The following is an 18,184-nucleotide window of genomic DNA, read 5'->3' on the forward strand; positions in this document are numbered from 1 at the left end:
GGCGTTATGCTGCAGCGCGGAAGAACAGGGGGCGTCATGCCCGACACGCACAGACAGGAGTCCCTTGGGCGCGACCCGGACGTCACGCTGATCACGCCGTCGGCGCCCATTGCCACGCCCACCCACGGCGGCCGCGCCAAGTGCCTGCAGCGGCTCGTGCGGCTCGACCTGCCGGTGCCGCGCACCGTCGCGCTGGGGTTCGAGACGGTGCACGCCATCGCCACCGGCGGAATGCCGGACATCGAGTGGATCCTCGGCGTGTTCAAACCCGACGCGCTGATCTGCGTGCGCCCCTCCTCGGAAGATCCCGACTGGGGCGGACCGGGCTCGGTGCTGAACATCGGCATGAACGAGACGACGCATGCCGCCCTGTCCGAGCGGATCGGGGCCGAGGCGGCCTCGGCGCTCTACATGCGCTTCGTGCAGGCCTACGCGATCCACATCGCGCGGCTCGACCCGGATGTCTTCGAGGATATCGACACCACCGGCTCGGACGGCCTGGCCGAGGCGCTGCGGCTCTACGAGGAAGAGGCCGAGGAGCCCTTTCCGCAGAACCCCGCGCGCCAGCTCTCCGAGGTGCTGAGTTCCATGGCCCGCGCCTGGGAGGGCACGACCGCCCGCCTGCTGCGGCAGGCCAAGGGCGCGCCGGTCGACGCGGGGCTGGGCCTCGTGGTGCAGGAGATGGCGCTGGGGCTGGGCCAGGGCGAATGCGGCTCGGGCGTGCTGCAACTGGTGAACTCGGAAACCGGCGAGCGGCAGATCACCGGGCGCTACCTCAGCCAGAGCCAGGGCCGCGAGGCGCTGCAGCGCGGGCAGGCCTCGCTGTATCTCGAGAGCGATCCGCGCGGGCCATCGCTGCAGGAACTCGCACCCGAGGCCTTCGAGGCGCTCAAGGCGCATGCCGCCTTCATGCGCGAGCGGCTGCGCGCCGAGATGCAGATCGAGTTCACGATCGAGAACGGGCAGGTGCACATCCTCGACGGGGTGCGCGTCAAGCGCACGCCGCGCGCGGCGCTGCGCATCGCCGTGCGGCTGGCCGAGGACGGGATCATCACCCGGCAGGAGGCCGTCATGCGGGTCGAGCCGCGCGGCCTGTCGGAACTGCTGCACCGGCAGGTCGACCCCGAGGCCGAGCGCGACATGATCGGCCGGGGCGTTGCCGCCTCGCCGGGTGCCGCGACGGGGCGGATCGTGTTTTCCTCCTCCGAGGCGCAGGCCAGCGCCGCCCGGGGCGAGCCCTGCATCCTCGTGCGCCGCGAGACCTCGCCCGAGGACGTCCGCGGGATGCACGCTGCCGTGGGCGTGCTGACCGAGCGCGGCGGCATGACCAGCCACGCGGCGGTGATCGGCCGCGGCCTGGGGCTGCCCTGCGTCGTGGGCGCGGCGCGCATGCAGTTCCGGCAGAAGGACCGCGTTCTCGTGGCCGAGGATGGCCGCCGCTTCGCCGAGGGCGACACGATCACCGTCGACGGCACCGCCGGGCAGGTGCTCGCCGGTGCGCCGCGCATGGTGGAGGCCGCGCTGGACGACGCCTTCCAGACCTTCATGTCCTGGGCCGATGCCGAGCGCGACATCGGCGTGCGCGCCAATGCCGACACGCCGGCCGATGCCGCCACCGCGCGCAACTTCGCGGCGCAGGGCATCGGGCTCTGCCGGACCGAGCACATGTTCTTCGAGGCCGACCGCATCACGCCGATGCGCGAGATGATCTTCGCCGACAGCGCCGAGGACCGGCAGACCGCCCTCGCCCGCCTGCTGCCCATGCAGCGCGCCGATTTCACCGAACTGTTCCGCATCATGGAGGGGATGCCGGTCTGCATCCGCCTCTTCGACCCGCCGCTGCACGAGTTCCTGCCCAGCGACCGCGCCGGGCTGCGCGACCTGGCCGAGGCCCTGGACCTGCCGGTCTCGGATGTGACGCGCCGGGTGGAAAGCATGGGCGAATACAACCCCATGCTGGGCATGCGCGGCGTGCGGCTGGGCATCGCGGTGCCCGAAATCTACGACATGCAGGCGCGCGCCATCTTCGAGGCGACTCTAGTCGCCAGCCGCGAGGGCGCGCCGGTGGTGCCGGAAATCATGCTGCCGCTGGTCTCGGCCTGCCGCGAGGTCGAGCTGGTGCGCACCCGCATCGACGCCGTGGCCGCCGCCGTGCGCAACGAGAGCGGGCGCGACTTCGACTACTCGCTCGGGGTCATGGTCGAGACGCCCCGCGCCTGCCTGCGCGCGGACGAGATCGCGCAGCACGCGCATTTCCTGTCCTTCGGCACCAACGACCTGACGCAGATGACCTACGGCCTGTCGCGCGATGACGCGGGGCGCTTCATGTCGGACTACGTGCAGCAGGGCGTCTTCGCGGAGGACCCGTTCCACCGGCTCGACTCCGAGGGCGTGGGCGAGTTGGTGGCCATCGGCGTGGAACGCGGGCGGCAGGGAAACGGCGGCATCATGCTGTCGATCTGCGGCGAACACGGCGGCGACCCCGATTCGATTGCCTTCTGCCGCGATGCCGGAATGGACTATGTCAGCTGCTCGCCCTTCCGGGTTCCGGTGGCCCGACTGGCCGCCGCGCAGCTCGCCATTCGGGACAAAATCGGGTAGACGTCACGTAAACCACCGCAATATATGCTGTTTCTCGGATGCGAATGCGCGCCTATCCGCCGGTATGGCGCGCCTATGCTGGACCACTAGGCACAATTTTACTAAACGGCCCGGGATTTCGGCAGTTCCTGCTCGCTGCCTCATCAACCCGTGAGAGACCAATGATCCGTACCATCGTGTTTGCCGTGGCCACTCTGGCCGCGACCGTTCCTGCTCATGCCGACATGTCCCAGACTGCCATCGGGCGTCTCGTGAAGCTCGAACAGCGTGCCCTGCGCGACGCCGGTGCCGCCCACATCAACCGGATGATCACCCCCGCGTCTGCCGGCGGGGTGCAGGGCCTCAGCTACGACACCGCCTGGCTCTCGAGCCAGCCCAAGGCGACCGGCGGCACGCAATGGCAGTGCCTGGCCGAGGCGCTTTATTTCGAGGCGCGCGGCGAGTCGCTCGAGGGCCAGTTCGCGGTGGCCGAGGTGATCCTCAACCGCGTGGACTCGAGCCGGTACCCCGACAGCGTCTGCGGCGTCGTGAAACAGGGCACCGGGCGCAAGAACGCCTGCCAGTTCAGCTACAGCTGCGACGGCCACCCCGAGAACATCTCGGAGCCCGCCGCCTGGAACCGCGTGGCCAAGGTCGCCAAGGCCATGCTCTCGGGCGCCCCGCGCGCCCTGACCGAGGGCGCGACCCACTACCACACGACGGCCGTGAGCCCCGGCTGGTCGCGCAAGCTGACCCGCACCGCGCGGATCGGCGCGCACTATTTCTACCGCGCAGGCTTCGGCAAGTAAGCCGTCGCCCCCGGGCCGCGATCCGTCGCGCCACCGCCTCGCATCCCGGACGCGATGGCGCTATAGGAGGCGAGACCCGGCCAAGCGTGGCATCCGGGAGACCCCTGGGTCTTCCGCAAATCCCCTGAAACGGGATTTGGCCCGGCCGACAGATCAGGACTCTGCCCATGGCCGATGAAATCCGCCTTGCCTTCGCCCACCCCTCGGAACGCGCCATCGCGACCGAGGGCGAGGCGCCGCGCGACCGCATCTCGCTGCGCGGCCACGTCGTCGAGGTCGAGATCGGTGCCTTTCAGGCCGAGCGCGGACACACGCAGCGCGTGCGCTTCGACGTGGTGGTCGAGGTGGTGCCGGCGGGCGGGCCGCTGGACGACGACGTCGACCGCATCCTGAGCTACGACCGGGTGACCGAGGCAATCTCGACCGAACTGGCCGCCGAGCGCGTGAACCTGCTCGAGACGCTGGCCGAGCGTATCGCCGAGCGCATCCTGCTCGAACCGCAGGCCATGCGCGCCTTCGTGCGCATCGAGAAGCTCGACCGAGGCCCCGGCGCGCTGGGGGTCGAGATCGTGCGCACCCGCCGCGATTTCGGCAACCACCTGCAGGAGGTGGCGCAGGTCCGGCCCCATCCGCGCGTGATCTACCTGTCGAACGAGGCCATCGCCAGCGACGCGCTGACCGGCTGGCTCGACGCGGCCGAGGCGGAAGGCGCGCCGCTCATCCTCTGCGTCGGCCTGCCCGAGGGTCCGCGCCCGCAGGCCGATCACCCGCTCGCGCAGCGCCGCATCGACCTGCTCGCCATCGAGCAGAACGGCTGGGTGCTGGCCGCGCGCGATCCCCGCGCCAAGGTCGTCGCGACCCGGACCGAGCTCGACTGGGCCATGAAGAACGGACAGGTCTGCATCTGGGCGCCCTCGAAGATCGTGCTGGACGCGACGCAGGGGCCGCAGGGCCGGCTGCGCGACTCCGTGGCGCTGGCGGGCTGGTTCGCGGGCCTCATGGAGGCCTGCGAGCTGGTGGTGATCGGCGAAACCCCGCCCGCCGACGCGAGCGTGCCGCTGCGGTCTGTAACAGTCGGCAACACCTAGAGCGCCGCCCGGCTTGCCAAGACGCGGGCCTTGCGGCACAGACGGCCCATGCGCGACTACTACCGCCCGCTTCCGCGGCACGAATACCCCGACCCTTCCGGAGCCCTGCCGCTGGCCGGCGGACCGCTTTGGTTCACGGAATGCGCCCTGCACCGCCGCGACGGCAGCGTCTCCCGCGTGCCCGCGCGCGACGTGCCGCCCGGCTTGCTTGCCCGCCTGACGGCACCGCGCGCGCCCCTGGCCGGGGTCGCGATGGATCGCGCGCGACTCATGGGCATCCTGAACGTGACGCCCGACAGCTTCTCGGACGGCGGGCTGGACGGCTCGGTGACCGAGGCGGCCGCCCGCGCCCGCGCGCTGGCCGAGGCCGGGGCCGAGATCCTCGACGTCGGCGGAGAGAGCACGCGACCGGGATCTCTGGAAGTGCCCGCCGAGGACGAGATCGCCCGCACCGCGCCGGTGATCGAGGCGCTGGACGGCACCACGCCGGTCTCCATCGACACGCGCAAGGCCAGCGTCGCCCGCGCCGCCGTCACGGCAGGGGCGGCGCTCGTCAACGATGTTTCGGGCCTGACCTTTGATCCCGCGCTGGCGGATTACGTCATCGAGGCGGGCCTGCCGGTCTGCATCATGCACGCGCAGGGCGACCCGCAGACCATGCAGGACGCGCCGCGCTACGACGACGTGCTGCTCGACGTCTACGACTGGCTCGAGGAGCGGGTCGAGGCGCTGGTGGCGCGCGGCCACCCGCGCGAGCTGATCGTGGTCGACCCGGGCATCGGTTTCGGCAAGACGCAGGATCACAACCTCGCGCTGCTGCGCGGGCTGTCGATCTTCCACGGGCTGGGCTGCCCGGTGCTGCTGGGCGCTTCGCGCAAGGGGTTCATCGGGCGCATCGGGAACGAGCCCGAGGCCAGCCGCCGCGCGCCGGGCTCCATCGCCGTGGCGCTGGCCGGGGCCGCGCAGGGCGTGCAGATTCTTCGGGTGCACGACGTTGCCGAAACGCGGCGGGCGCTGGCACTCTGGGAAGCGGTCACGCGAGGGCCGGCAGGGGACAAGGACGAGGACCAGGGATGACACGCAAGCTCTTCGGCACCGACGGGGTGCGCGGCATGGCCAACAGCTTTCCGATGACCGCCGAGATGGCGCTGATGATCGGCGCCGCCGCGGGGCGGCATTTCCGGCGCGAGCACAGCGGCGTGCACCGTGTGGTGATCGGCAAGGACACGCGGCTCTCGGGCTACATGTTCGAGAACGCGCTGACCGCGGGGCTGACCTCGACCGGGATGAACGTGCTGCTGCTGGGCCCGGTCCCGACGCCGGCAGTGGGACTGCTGACGCCCTCGATGCGGGCCGACCTCGGGATCATGATCTCGGCCAGCCACAACCCGGCCGACGACAACGGCATCAAGTTCTTCGGCCCCGACGGCTTCAAGCTGTCGGACGAGGTCGAGACCGAGATCGAGGCGCTGGTCGAGAGCGGCGTCACCCCGGCCGAGGCCGGCAGCATCGGCCGCGCGCGGCGGATCGACGACGGGCGTTTCCGCTACCAGGAACGGGTGAAGTCGACCTTTCCGCAAGGGATGCGGCTCGACGGAATGAAGATCGTGGTGGACTGCGCCAACGGCGCCGCCTACCGCACCGCGCCCGAGGTCCTGTGGGAGCTGGGCGCCGAGGTCATCCCCGTGGGCACCGATCCGGACGGGGTGAACATCAACGCCAACTGCGGCTCGACCAAGCCGCAGGCCGCCGCCGAGACGGTGGTGGCGCATGGTGCCGACGTGGGCATCTGCCTTGACGGCGACGCCGACCGGATCGTGCTGATCGACGAGACGGGCACGGTGGCCGACGGCGACCAGATCATGGCCCTGATGGCCGCCCGCTGGGCCGAGGAAGGCCGGCTGCGGGATGGGACGCTGGTGGCGACCGTGATGTCGAACCTCGGGCTCGAGCGGTTCCTGGACGCGCGCGGGCTGACGCTGCAGCGCACCAAGGTCGGCGACCGCTACGTCGTCGAGGCGATGCGCCGCGGCGGCTGGAACCTGGGCGGCGAACAGTCCGGCCACATCGTGATGACCGACTACGCGACCACGGGCGACGGGCTCATGGCGGGCCTGCAGTTCCTGGCCGAGATGGTGCGGACGGGGCAGCCCGCAAGCCGGCTCGCGCGGAACTTCACGCCCGTGCCGCAGCTGCTGAAGAACGTGCGCTTTGCCTCGGGCCAGGCGCCACTGGAGATGAAAGCGGTGCGCAGCGCGATCACCGACGCCGAGGCGACGCTGAGCGGCAAGGGCCGGCTGCTGATCCGAAAGTCCGGCACCGAGCCGCTGATCCGCGTGATGGCGGAATGCGAGGACGAGACTCTGCTGACCGAGGTCGTCGAGGGCATCGTGGCCGAGGTGAAGGCGGCGACCTGACGCCTGAGGCGGCCCGGCCGGGGAGGACGAGATGCGCCGTTTCCTGATCCTTCAGCTGCGCCCCGAGACCGAGGCCAGCGACGACGAATTCGCCGCCTTCCTGCGCAAGGGCGGGCTGGCGCCCGAGGACGTGCACCGCATCCGGCTTGATCGCGAGGCGCTGCCCGAGGGCCTGAACCCGCGCGACTATGCCGGCGTCATCGTCGGCGGCGGGCCGGGCTGCGTCTCGGACCCGCCGACGAAGAAATCGGCGGTGGAGGCGCGGATCGAGGCCGCCTGCCTGTCTCTCATGCCGGCGATCACGAAGGACGACGTGCCCTTCCTGGGCTGCTGCTACGGCATCGGGATCCTGGCGCATCACCTTGGCGCCGAGGTGAGCAAGGCGCGCTATGGCGAGCCTGTCGGCCACGTGCCCTGTGTCCGCACCGAGGCGGGGCGCGATGATCCGTTGCTGGCCGACCTGCCCGAGAGTTTCGACGCCTTCGTCGGCCACAAGGAAGCGGTGCAGGACCTGCCCGAGGGCGCGGCACCTGCTGCGCTCGGGCCCCTGCCCCTTCCAGATGATCCGGCACGGGCAGAACGTCTATGCGACGCAGTTCCACCCAGAGGCCGACGCAGCAGGCTTCGAGACGCGGATTCGCATCTACCGCCACCGTGGTTACTTCGAGCCTTCGGAAGCCGATGCCCTGATCGCCATGTGCCGCGCGGCCGAGGTCACGCAGCCCGAGCGCATCCTGCGGAATTTCGTCCGGCGCTACGGCTGAGGCGGCAAGATTTTCGTCCGAAAATTTTTGGGCCCAAGATGTCAGAGTGGCCAGATCAGCGGGATCAGCAGCGCCGATAGCACGCCGACGCTCAGGTTCAGCGGCACGCCGACCTTGAGGAAATCCGAGAACCGGTAGCCCCCGGGGCCGTAGACCAGCGTGTTGGTCTGGTAGCCGATGGGCGTTGCGAAGGAGCAGGAGGCGGCGACCATCACCGCCACCACGAGCGGGCGCGGATCGACGCCCACCGCGTCGGCGAGGCCGATGGCGACCGGCGTAACCACCACGGCGACGGCGTTGTTGCTGACCGTCTCGGTCAGCACCGAGGTCAGCAGGAACACCGACCAGATCAAGACCGGTGCTGGCATCACCTGCATCACCGGCGCCACTGCCGATACGATGAGGTCCACCGCGCCAGAATGGTCGAGCGCCGCGCCGATGGCCAGCATCGCGAAGATCAGGGCCAGCAGCTGGCCCTCGACAAAGGAAAAGGCCTCGTCCGCGTCGATGCACCGCGTGAGCAGCACCACCGCGACCGCCACGACCGCCAGGGCGAGGATTGGCGCCACGCCCAGCGCCGCGAGCGCCACGATCCCCAGCATCGCGCCGATGGCGACCGGGGCGTGCCCGCGCCGGAATGCCCGCGCCGAGGGATGCGAGACATCGACGAGCGCCATGTCGTCGGCAAGCCGTTTCACGTCCTCCGGCGCGCCCTCGAGCAGCAATGTGTCGCCCACGCGCACCACCAGCTCATCCAGCTTGCGGCCGATGTTCTGGTTCCGCCGATGCACCGCCAGCGGGTAGACGCCGTAGCGGCGCCGCAGACGCAGCGCGCCCAGGCTGCGGCCGACCATCTTGCAGCCCGGCGTGATGAGCACCTCGACCGTCGTGGTCTCCTTGGCCGAGATCTGGTCGACGCGCTTGAGTTCCTTGTTGCGCTGCAGGCTCAGCAGCTCGGTCATCTGGGTGCGCAGCACGACGCGGTCGCCGACCTCCAGCGTCACGCCCTCGAGGTTGCGCCGCAGCGATTCGTCGCCGCGGATGACATCGACCAGCCGGACGCCCTCGCGCTTGAAGAGCTGCACGCCCAGCACCTCGCGGCCCAGGAGGTTGGAATCCGGCGGGATCACCGCCTCGGTGAAGAATTTCATGCGACTGCGGTCCGAGAGCATCCCGGCCATGGAATGCCGCTCGGGCAGCAGGAACCGGCCCGCGAAGAAGAGGTAGAGCATCCCCCAGGCGACGATGACGATGCCCAGCGGCGTGACCTCGAAGATCGAAAAGGGTTCGAGCCCGCGCGAGCGGGCCACGCCGTCGACCAGCAGGTTCGTCGAAGTCCCGATGAGCGTGGTCGTGCCCCCGAGGATCGCCGCGTAGCTGAGCGGGATCAGCAGCTTGGAGGGCTGGATGCCCATGGTCTTGGCGATCTGCACGAAGACCGGCAGCATGAGCACGACAACCGGCGTGTTGTTCATGAAGGCCGAGGCCGCGATGACCACCACCATGATGACCGCGATGGCCCGGCGTGGCTGTTTCTGGACCTGCACCTGCGCGTAGCTCGCGAAGGTGTCGAGCGCGCCGGTGCGGACCAGCGCCCCCATGACGACGAAGAGCGCCGCGATGGTCCAGGGCGCGGGGTTGGACAGCACCTCGAGCGCCGCGTCGTAGGGCAGTACGCCCAGCACCAGCAGCACCGCGACCCCGCCGATGGCCACCACCTCGGTCGGGTAGGCCTCGCGCACGAAGAGCAGGAACATGCCCACCACCGTCGCGATGGTCGCATAGGCCTGCGCAGTCTGGCTCAATTCTATGAACAGCATGGAAAAGCGTGATGTCCCCGGCTCGGCCCGCCGCATACTGTCGGTCGGGCGGCATGGTGGCAAGCGCGACAGTTGCGCGCGTCTTTGTCCCGCGCGGCGCCGCTCAAGGACCGCACGTCGACAACCGCCCGCCCTGCCGGACCATGGTCACCGAGAGAGCCTTGCCGGTGCGGTCGTCGGTCTGCACGAGCACGCCGCAGAGCGTCGCCTCGCCGAGGGCGGGCTGAAAGCGGGTCTTGCCCATGCCGGTCACGAAGCGGCGCATCGGCTCGGTCTTTTCCATGCCGATGACGGAATCGTAGTCGCCGCACATGCCGGCGTCGGTCAGGTAGGCGGTGCCGCCGGGCAGGAGCTGCGCGTCGCCGGTGGGCACATGGGTATGCGTGCCGGCCACAAGGCTCGCCCGGCCGTCGCAGAAATGGCCCATGGCCATCTTCTCGGAGGTGGCCTCGCAGTGCATGTCCACCATGATGGCCTGCGCCTGGCCGCCCAGCGGATGGCGCCTGAGCGCCGCGTCCATGGCGGAGAAGGGATCGTCAAAGGCCCGTTTCATGAAGACCTGCCCGAGAACCTGCGCGACCAGCACCTTGCGGCCGCGCCGGTCGGAAAAGAGCGCGGCCCCGCGGCCGGGCGCCTGCTTGGCATAGTTCAGCGGGCGGATCACGCGTGGCTCTGTCTCGATGAACTGGAGCATGTCCTTCTGGTCGAAGGCGTGGTCGCCGAGCGTGACGACGTCGGCGCCCGAGTCGAGCAGGAGCTTGGCGTGCGCGGCGGTCAGGCCGGCCCCGTTCGATGCGTTCTCGCCGTTCACCACGACGAAATCGAGGGACCAGTCTTCGCGCAGGCGGGGAAGCGTTTCGGCGATGGCGGTGCGCCCGGCACGGCCCATCACATCTCCGAGAAAGAGCAGTTTCATGGCTCAAGGGTTAAGCCCCGCGGATCGGAAAGCAAAGAGCGGATTTGCTGGCCGATGGCCGATGCAGGGCGTGCCGAAAATTTTCGACGAAAATTTTGGTGCCAAGATTTTTCGTACGAGAAATCTTGGCAAGCTGGTCTTTAACTGTGGCCTGTGGCCCATGGCCACCCGCCATCCGTCTCGTCGCCGGGGCGTGACAGGCCACGGCGGGCCCGCGCCGCCGCCATCGGCCAAAGATACGACGCGAGACGCGCGCCGCACCGGGCTCAGATCTGCTTTTCGGGCATCTGGACGACCAGCCCGTCCAGCGCATCGCTCACCTTGAGCTGACAGGTCAGCCGCGAGCGTTCGGGGTCGGGCTCGAAGGCGAAGTCGAGCATGTCCTCTTCCATGTCGTCACGCTCGGGGAGCTTGCCGATCCAGTCGGGATGGACGTAGACGTGGCAGGTGGAACAGGCACAGGCGCCGCCGCAATCGGCCTCGATCCCGGGGATGTTGTTGTCGCGCGCGCCCTCCATCACGGTCAGCCCGTTGGGTACGTCGACAGTGTGCTCGGTGCCGTTGTGCTCGATGTAGGTGATCTTTGCCATGGCCGTGATCGTCTCCGTCGTCTCGCCTTTCAACCTACCTAGTCGCAGCCCGCCACGGACGCCAGCCCCCTTGGCTGAGCGCCCTGAATGTTCTACTTGTGTTCCATGCCGACCGATGCTTCCTTCCCCGCCCCCCGCAGCTGGCCGCGCCCGCCGTCCTGCCTGCCCGCCGACCGGCTGCAGGAACCGCCCGAGGGCGCGCGCGTCACCGTGGCGGGGCTGGTGATCCTGCGCCAGCGGCCCGGCACCGCCCGCGGCGTGATCTTCATCACGATCGAGGACGAGACAGGGGTCGTCAACGTGATCGTCTGGCGCAAGCTCTACGAGCGGTTCCGCCGCGCGGTGATCGCGGGGCGCATGCTCCGCGTCACCGGGCGGGTGCAACGCGACAGCGGCGTCACGCACGTCATCTCGGAGCAGATCGAGGACATCTCGCCCATGCTCGACCGCCTGCTGACCGAGGCTTCCACGCCCGGCTGAAAGCCGCTAGTCTGCGCCGCAACGGCCCGAAGCATCGCAGAACAGAGGCGCCCGAGCAGACCGAGATGCGTTTTCCCATCGCCCTCCTCGCGGCGGCCTCCGTGCTGGCCGCCTGTTCCCCGTCCGCGCCCGGCCCCGAGGCCACCGCGACCGGCCCCGTGGGCCCGGCCCCGGTCCCCGAGGTCCGCGCCGACGGCACCTGCTGGGCGCGCGAGGTGACGCCGGCGGTCTACGAGCAGGTCATGGGCGAAGTGCAGGTCGTGCAGGCCGAGATCGCCGAGGACGGCACCGTGATCCGCCCGCCGATCTATCGCCGCGCCCCGGTGCCCCGGGTGGTCGAGCCGCGCGACGAGCTGACCTTCCGGGCCCCCTGTCCCGACACCGTGACGCCCGAGTTCATCGCCTCGCTCCAGCGGGCGCTGGCGGCGCGGGGGTATTTCCGCGGCGATGTCACAGGCCGGATCGACGCGCCCACGACCGCCGCGATCCGCCGCTACCAGGCCGAGCGCGGGCTGCGCAGCGGACAGCTTTCGCTCGAGACGGCGCGGGCGCTCGGGATCGCGGCGGTCGATCTGTCGGAACTCGAGAGCTGAGCCCGCGATTGCCGCGCCACGCCGCTTGCCGCTAGGCTCGGGACAGGCGCTGGCGGAGGGCACGGCATGCAGAGCGAGTTGGGACGGATCGGGCTTCTGGGCGGCACCGGGATGCTGGGCAGCGCCATCGCGACCGGGCTGATCGAGAGCGGCTTCGCGGCGCCCGGCGACCTCGCGATCTGTTCGCGCAGCGGCCGGGCGGAGGCCCTCGCATGCTATCCCGGGCTTCGGATCATGACGGAAACCGCCCGCTTCTGCGACAGCTGCGACACCGTGCTGTTGTGCCTGCCGCCCGCCGCGACCGCCGGCCTGCGCCTGCCGCTGGAGAACCGCCTGGTGCTGTCGGTCATGGCGGGAGTAACGCTTGACGGGCTCAGCCGGATCAGCGGCAGCGCGCGGCTGGTGCGGGCCATGTCCAGCCCCGCGGCCGCGCGGCGGTTGGCCTACACGCCCTGGGTCGCATCCCCGGGCACCACCGAGGCCGACCGGCGCGGCACCGCGCAGCTCTTTTCCGCCATCGGCGCCACGGACCGGCTGGAGGACGAGGGGCTGCTCGATCATTTCACGGCGATGACGGGCCCGGTGCCCGGCTTTGTCGCCTTCTTCGCCGATGCCATGATCCGCCACGCTGAAGCGCAGGGCGTGCCGCCGCAGGTGGCCGACCGGGCGATCCGGCAGCTCTTTTTCGCCGCCGGCCAGATGATGGCCGAGGACGCAACGCCGCCGGGCGGGCATGTCACGCAGATGATCGACTACGCCGGGACCACGGCGGCCGGCTTGCAGGCCATGCAGGACGGACCGATCCGCGAGGCCGTCTCCGAGGGGCTGGCCGCGGCGGCGGCACGGGCGCGCGGGATCGCCTGACAAGGAAAGCCCGCGCGCAACGAAAAAGGGCGCCCCGCCGGGGCGCCCTTTCGTCTGTCTCAGTCGCGGCCGACGGGTCAGCCGTCCTCTTCGAGGCTCAGCGCGACGAAGCGCGGATCGCCACCGCGGCGGATCAGCAGCAGGATCGACTTGCGGCCCGCGTCGCGCGCCTCGGCGATGCGGTCCTCGAGATCGCCCAGGCTGAGCACCTGGCTCTGGCCCGCCTCGGTGATCACGTCACCCGTGCGCAGGCCCTTCTCGTAGGCCTCTGAGGTCTGGTCGACGTCCATCACCGCGAGGCCCTTGGCGCTTTCCGACAGCTGCAGTTCCTCGCGCAGCTCTGTCGTCAGCGGCGAGAGCGTCAGGCCGAGCAGGTCCATGCTCGACGGCTCGTCCGGCGTGCCGGGCTGGGCCGCGGGGAAGGTCTGCTCGGCTTCGTCCTCGCGGCGGCCGAGAGTGACGCGCAGCGTCTCGGTCTCGCCGTCGCGGTTCACGACCACGCGGACGGTCTTGCCGACCTCGGTGTTGCCGACGATGCGGACGAGCTGACGGGTGTCCTCGACCTCCTGGCCGTCGAAGGAGACGATCACGTCGCCCGCTTCCATGCCGGCGTCGCGGGCCGGGCCGTCCGGCACGTCCGAGACGAGGGCACCGGCGGTATCGGCGAGGCCAAGCGCCTCGGCCAGTTCGTCGGTCACGTCCTGGATGCGCACGCCCAGCCAGCCGCGGCGGGTCTCGCCGAACTGTTGCAGCTGGTCGACCACGCGGGTCACGACGTTCGAGGCCATCGAGAAGCCGATGCCGATCGAGCCGCCGTTGGGCGAGAGAATCGCGGTGTTCACGCCGATGACGTCGCCATCCATGTTGAAGAGCGGACCGCCCGAGTTGCCGCGGTTGATGGCCGCGTCGGTCTGGATGTAGTCGTCATAGGTGCCCGAGAGCGCCCGGTTGCGCGCCGAGACGATGCCGGCGGAGACCGAGAAGCCCTGGCCCAGCGGGTTGCCCATGGCCATGACCCAGTCGCCCACCTCGGCGGCATCGCTGTCGCCGAATTCGACGAAGGGAAGCGCCTCTTCGGCATCGATCTTGAGCAGCGCGATGTCGGTGTTGGGGTCGGTGCCCACCACCTCGGCCGGCAACTCGTCGCCCGAGAAGAACTCGATGGTCACCTCGTCGGCGCCGTCGATGACGTGGTTGTTGGTGACGATGTAACCGTCTTCGGAGATCACGAAGCCGGAGCCGAGCGCCGAGGACCGGCGGGGCCGCTGCTGACCGGGACCCTGGCGGTCCTGGAATTCGCGGAAGAAGTCCTCGAAGGGCGACCCCTCGGGAACGATGCCCTGCGGGCCGCTACGACCGGCGACCGTCGTGGACGTGGTGATGTTGACGACGGACGGGCTGACCTTTTCCGCCAGATCCGAGAAACTGCTCGGCGCGTTCTGCGCACTGGCCATCAGCGCCTGGCTGACGATCAGGAACATGGACAGGGTCGCGAGCCAGAACAGCCGAACTGGCTGCACCCGCTCCCCCGTGGTTGCAAGTGCTTGAGATTTCACCTGGAACTCCTTTTTGTCGCTGGACGGGTGCTGTCAGGTTGCCTCGCAGCCGCCCTGCCTCCTCGTGGATGAGGCTAACATAGGTGCTCTGAGGCCACACCAAAGAAAAGGTTTCAGACCCTCAACGGCATGTGATTGCCAGGTGATGCGGAGGTTACGCGCAAATCCCTTGCAAGGGGATTTGCCGTTGCCCTTGGCCGGGAGATAGCCGCGATCCCCGTGGGCCGGGAGATCCGTGGCTGAGCAGTGCGGCGGGCACGACGCCGCGCCGGTGTCTCGGGCAGTTGCCAGGGAATCGCCAGCATGCGCGTCCCGGGCACCGGCAAGTCTCGGGGAAAGGTCTTTACCCAGGCCCGGCCCGCGGACGGGCCGGTGTCGGGTCAGCCGCGTTCGGCCCGTGCCTTCCGCCGGGACCGGCGAAGAGCCCCCAGCGCGCCGAGACCGGCCAGCGCCAACGGGAAGCTGGCGGGAAGCGGAACGGCGGCGATGGACACGTTGACCGAAATCGAGTCGAAGGTGCTCCCACTGCCCCAGCTCGCGACATCCGAGAAAATCCCCGCGTTCAGACCCAGCGACGCCAGTGTCGCGCCGGCGAAGGTTACGCTGCCGTCGATCTGGCTGCCGTTGGCGTAGGCCTCGGGGACATAGACGTACCCGTATCCGGCCATCGTGTCCGAATGGTCGTGGAAGCCGAAATTGTCACCGGCGATGGCGGAGGCGTCCGTCGTGCTCGAAGTCGTCGTGTCGATGAGGCCGGACGAGGCGAAGGTCATTTCGCCTAGGTAACCGTAGTAATTTCCGCTTTCGGCAGAATCGAAGGAGTAGAAGTGCAGCGGATCGCCGGAAATTTCACCCCGCGTCTGGCTCCAGGTGAAGTCGTGCGCCAGTGCCGAGAGGTCGAGGGAGCCGGAATAGGTGGCAACCACGTCGGATCCGGTCTGAGTGATGTCGATGACGACCGATGCGTCAGCATCTCCGGCGGTCAAACTAAGTGTCGCGATCACGCCAACCAAAACTGCGACCCGCATGGCAATAATACTCCAAAAACAATATCCGCACTGAAACGATATGACGGCCCTCCCCACCGGGCAAGGGATTCCTCGCTCTGGCGGGCCCGCGCGGCGCGGTTGCCCGAAAAACGGTCACAAAAATGCCTAGTTTCGGAAGATCCAGAGCAGGATCAGGCCGGAGGCGAGAGTCGCGAGCCCCAGGGTGCGCCGGGTTTCGAGTGGCATGGCGCGCAGCGCCTCCAACATGCGCTCCACAAGCGAAGGGGCCAGTGCGTACACCAGCCCCTCGATGACGAGGACCATGGCGATCCCCGTTCCTATGTCCGTTCCGCTCATTCCGTCGCTGAGTCGGTCGCGGCGTCTTCAGCCTCCGGCGCGGCATCGGACGTGTCGTCCTGCTGCGTCTCGTCCTGCGTGGACGACGGCGCCGGGGCGGCCTCGGACCCGCTGTCGGATCCATCCGTGGCGGAGGAGGCCTCGGAACCATCGGTCCCGGTCTCGTCCGAACCGCCGGTGGTGTCGCTGCCGATCGCGTCGGGCTGTTCGCCCACGGCCACCGGCATGCCCTGCGGCGCCTCGTTCCGGAAGTAGGCGAAGAACTCGCTGTCGGGCGTCATGACCAGCCGCGAGTTGCCACCCTGAAGCGCGCGCTCGTAGGCCTGCAGCGAGCGATAGAAGGCGAAGAACTCCGGGTCCGAACCGAAGGCCTCGGCAAAGATCGCGTTCCGCTCGGCGTCCGCTTCACCGCGGATCACGTCGGCATCGCGGTTCGCCTCGGATTCGGTTTCGACGACGGTCCGGTCCGCGAGTGCGCGGACGCGCTGCGCCGCCTCGTTACCGCGTGCGATCTCGTCGGCGGCTTCCCGTTCACGCTCGGCGCGCATCCGGGCGAAGGTCGCCTCGAGGTTCTGCGACGGCAGGTTGGTCTGCTTGAGACGCACGTCGACCACGTCGATGCCGAGCGAGAGCGCCTGGCTGCGGGCCTGATCGCGGATCCGCAGCATCAGGTCGCGCCGATCCTCGGACAGGATGCGGTCCGAGGTCACCTGGTCGGCACCAAGCACCTCGCGGATCTGCGCGTTGAGGATGCCCGAGAGGCGATCCTCGGCGGTGCGCACGCCGCCCACGCCGACGGCCTGGCGGAACTGCACCACGTCGGCGATGCGATAGCGCGCGAAGGCGTCGACCACGAGGCGGCGGTCGTCCGAGGGCGTCACCTCGATGGTCTCGGTGTCGAGCGACAGGATGCGGTCGTCGTAGCGCACCACGTCCTGGATCACCGGCACCTTGAAGGCCAGCCCCGGCTCTTCCTTGACCGAACGGATCTGGCCGAACTGCAGGACCAGCGCCTTTTCACGCTCGTCCACCACGAAGATCGAGGAGAGCAGCGCCACCAGCGCGATCACCACGATGGGCAGGATGAAAGTCGTCTTGCGCATGGATCAGTTCCCCCCCGACGTCTGGTTGCTGTCGGTCGTGCGGGTGCGGGTCAGCTCGTTCAGCGGCAGGTACGGCACCACTCCGCCCGAACCGCCCTGGCCGGTCAGGCCCTCGTCGAGGATGGTCTTGTCGACGTCGCCCAGCACGCGCTCCATCGTCTCGAGATAGAGACGGCGGCGGGTCACCTCGGGCGCCTTGGCGTATTCCTCGAGCACGGCGGAGAAGCGGCTGGCCTCACCGACCGCCTCGTTGACGACCCGTGCGCGGTAGCCTTCGGCCACCTCGCGGATCTGGGCCGCCTCGCCTCGGGCCTCGGCCACCACGCGGTTTGCGTAGGCGTCGGCCTGGCGTTCGAGCCGGTCGCGCTCCTGTTCGGCCGCCTGCACCTGGCGGAAGGCGTCGATCACCTCGCGCGGCGGGTCGGCGGTGTCGAGGTTGATCCGGACGATGTTGATGCCGGATTCGTACTCGTTCAGCGTCGACTGGATCTGCTCGCGCGCGGTGTCGGCGATGAGCCCGCGGTCACGGTTGAGGATCGGGGCCAGGTTCGAGGCCGCGATGATCTCGCGCATGACCGCCTCGGAGACCGCCTGCACGGTCAGCTGCGGGTCGCGGATATTGAACAGCAGCCTGGCCGGATCGTTGATGTTCCAGACCACCTGGAAGTCGATGTCGACGATGTTCGCGTCGGTGGTCAGCATCAGGCCGTCGTTGCTGCCACGCCCGGCGCCGATGGTCTCGGTCCGCTCGGAGGTGACGTTCACCACCTCGGCGGTCACGAAGGGCCAGGGCGCGAAGTTCAGGCCCGGCTGTCCGGTGGAACTGTAGTCACCGAGGAAAAGCTCGACCGACTGCTCTTCGGGCCGGACCGTGTAGAAGCTCATGAAGGCCCAGAGGCCCAGTGCCACGAGGCCGCCGAGCACGAGCGTGCCCTTGCCGACCGGGCCGCCGTCGCCGCCACCGCCCGAGGGACGGTTGCCGCCGTTGCCGCCGCGACCGCCCATGAGGACGCGCAGCCGCTCCTGGCCCTTTTTCATCAGCTCGTCGATTTCGGGGATCTGCGGGTCCTCCGGCCGGCGTCCGCCGCCGCGGTTTCCACCGCCGTTGCCGTTGTTGCCACCGCCTCCGTTGCCGGAGGGCGGCCGTCCGCCACCCTGGTTGCCACCGCCGCCCCAGGGGCCGCCGCTGTTGCCTGCCATGAAGTGTCTTCCCCTCTCTAAAACTTGTCCGTGTCCCGGGACACAAACTGTGCATTAC

At 69.4% G+C, this 18,184-nt stretch carries 16 protein-coding genes and 1 pseudogene; 9 read left to right on the plus strand and 8 right to left on the minus strand.

Annotated features, from left to right (window positions below; all coding sequences use genetic code 11):
- Positions 1–36: 36 nt before the first annotated feature.
- The 6 genes and pseudogenes from SALMUC_RS18395 to SALMUC_RS18420 all read left to right on the plus strand — a co-directional run bounded on the left by SALMUC_RS18395 (position 37) and on the right by SALMUC_RS18420 (position 7,658).
- Positions 37–2,601 (plus strand): putative PEP-binding protein, encoded by a 2,565-nt coding sequence (locus SALMUC_RS18395; RefSeq protein WP_020039037.1) that lies wholly within the window; start codon positions 37–39, stop codon positions 2,599–2,601.
- 161 nt (positions 2,602–2,762) lie between these two features.
- Positions 2,763–3,389 carry a cell wall hydrolase gene (locus tag SALMUC_RS18400; protein WP_020039036.1) on the plus strand — a complete coding sequence of 209 codons (627 nt, stop codon included), beginning with the start codon at positions 2,763–2,765 and terminating at the stop codon, positions 3,387–3,389.
- 167 nt (positions 3,390–3,556) lie between these two features.
- Entirely contained in the window at positions 3,557–4,477 is a 921-nt protein-coding gene (locus tag SALMUC_RS18405; RefSeq protein WP_020039035.1) for a dihydroneopterin aldolase, read from the plus strand.
- A gap of 48 nt (positions 4,478–4,525) precedes the next feature.
- The gene (gene folP, locus SALMUC_RS18410) at positions 4,526–5,554 is read left to right on the plus strand and encodes a dihydropteroate synthase (protein WP_021120612.1); all 1,029 of its coding nucleotides are present in this window, start codon (positions 4,526–4,528) and stop codon (positions 5,552–5,554) included.
- Positions 5,551–6,894 (plus strand): phosphoglucosamine mutase, encoded by a 1,344-nt coding sequence (gene glmM, locus SALMUC_RS18415; RefSeq protein WP_020039033.1) that lies wholly within the window; start codon positions 5,551–5,553, stop codon positions 6,892–6,894. Before folP ends, glmM begins: the two co-directional genes overlap by 4 nt.
- A 31-nt stretch (positions 6,895–6,925) precedes the next feature.
- Positions 6,926–7,658 (plus strand): annotated as a pseudogene (locus SALMUC_RS18420) (glutamine amidotransferase).
- Positions 7,659–7,699: 41 nt separating this feature from the next.
- On the opposite strand, the gene SALMUC_RS18425 reads toward SALMUC_RS18420, so the two are convergent.
- The 3 genes from SALMUC_RS18425 to SALMUC_RS18435 all read right to left on the minus strand — a co-directional run bounded on the left by SALMUC_RS18425 (position 7,700) and on the right by SALMUC_RS18435 (position 10,984).
- Positions 7,700–9,478: an SLC13 family permease gene (locus tag SALMUC_RS18425; protein ID WP_020039030.1), complete on the minus strand. Its 1,779-nt coding sequence runs from the start codon at positions 9,476–9,478 to the stop codon at positions 7,700–7,702.
- Between the two features lie 103 nt (positions 9,479–9,581).
- The gene (locus SALMUC_RS18430; protein WP_020039029.1) at positions 9,582–10,394 is read right to left on the minus strand and encodes a TIGR00282 family metallophosphoesterase; all 813 of its coding nucleotides are present in this window, start codon (positions 10,392–10,394) and stop codon (positions 9,582–9,584) included.
- A 266-nt stretch (positions 10,395–10,660) separates the two neighbouring features.
- Complete coding sequence (locus tag SALMUC_RS18435; RefSeq protein WP_020039028.1) at positions 10,661–10,984, minus strand: 2Fe-2S iron-sulfur cluster-binding protein; 324 nt, start codon at positions 10,982–10,984, stop codon at positions 10,661–10,663.
- 87 nt (positions 10,985–11,071) lie between these two features.
- Between SALMUC_RS18435 and SALMUC_RS18440 the strand changes: the two genes are divergently transcribed.
- The 3 genes from SALMUC_RS18440 to SALMUC_RS18450 all read left to right on the plus strand — a co-directional run bounded on the left by SALMUC_RS18440 (position 11,072) and on the right by SALMUC_RS18450 (position 12,921).
- Positions 11,072–11,464, plus strand: coding sequence for an OB-fold nucleic acid binding domain-containing protein (locus SALMUC_RS18440; RefSeq protein WP_020039027.1), 393 nt, complete (start codon positions 11,072–11,074; stop codon positions 11,462–11,464).
- 65 nt (positions 11,465–11,529) lie between these two features.
- Entirely contained in the window at positions 11,530–12,057 is a 528-nt protein-coding gene (locus SALMUC_RS18445) for a peptidoglycan-binding domain-containing protein (RefSeq protein WP_020039026.1), read from the plus strand.
- A 66-nt stretch (positions 12,058–12,123) separates the two neighbouring features.
- Positions 12,124–12,921 carry a pyrroline-5-carboxylate reductase family protein gene (locus SALMUC_RS18450; RefSeq protein ID WP_020039025.1) on the plus strand — a complete coding sequence of 266 codons (798 nt, stop codon included), beginning with the start codon at positions 12,124–12,126 and terminating at the stop codon, positions 12,919–12,921.
- 77 nt (positions 12,922–12,998) lie between these two features.
- Here the strand turns inward: SALMUC_RS18450 and SALMUC_RS18455 are convergent, their stop codons facing one another.
- The 5 genes from SALMUC_RS18455 to hflK all read right to left on the minus strand — a co-directional run bounded on the left by SALMUC_RS18455 (position 12,999) and on the right by hflK (position 18,126).
- Positions 12,999–14,402: a DegQ family serine endoprotease gene (locus SALMUC_RS18455; protein ID WP_020039024.1), complete on the minus strand. Its 1,404-nt coding sequence runs from the start codon at positions 14,400–14,402 to the stop codon at positions 12,999–13,001.
- 455 nt (positions 14,403–14,857) lie between these two features.
- Positions 14,858–15,505: a VPLPA-CTERM sorting domain-containing protein gene (locus SALMUC_RS18460; protein WP_021120617.1), complete on the minus strand. Its 648-nt coding sequence runs from the start codon at positions 15,503–15,505 to the stop codon at positions 14,858–14,860.
- A gap of 126 nt (positions 15,506–15,631) precedes the next feature.
- Entirely contained in the window at positions 15,632–15,823 is a 192-nt protein-coding gene (locus tag SALMUC_RS18465; protein ID WP_020039022.1) for a DUF2065 domain-containing protein, read from the minus strand.
- Positions 15,820–16,926 (minus strand): protease modulator HflC, encoded by a 1,107-nt coding sequence (hflC, locus tag SALMUC_RS18470; RefSeq protein WP_020039021.1) that lies wholly within the window; start codon positions 16,924–16,926, stop codon positions 15,820–15,822. The genes SALMUC_RS18465 and hflC overlap by 4 nt, the downstream gene beginning before the upstream one ends.
- A 3-nt stretch (positions 16,927–16,929) precedes the next feature.
- On the minus strand, positions 16,930–18,126 hold the full coding sequence (gene hflK / locus SALMUC_RS18475; RefSeq protein ID WP_020039020.1) for an FtsH protease activity modulator HflK: 1,197 nt from the start codon (positions 18,124–18,126) through the stop codon (positions 16,930–16,932).
- Positions 18,127–18,184 lie beyond the last annotated feature (58 nt).

The sequence above is a fragment of the Salipiger mucosus DSM 16094 genome, from assembly GCF_000442255.1.
In the GTDB taxonomy this organism is placed as follows: Bacteria; Pseudomonadota; Alphaproteobacteria; order Rhodobacterales; family Rhodobacteraceae; genus Salipiger; species Salipiger mucosus.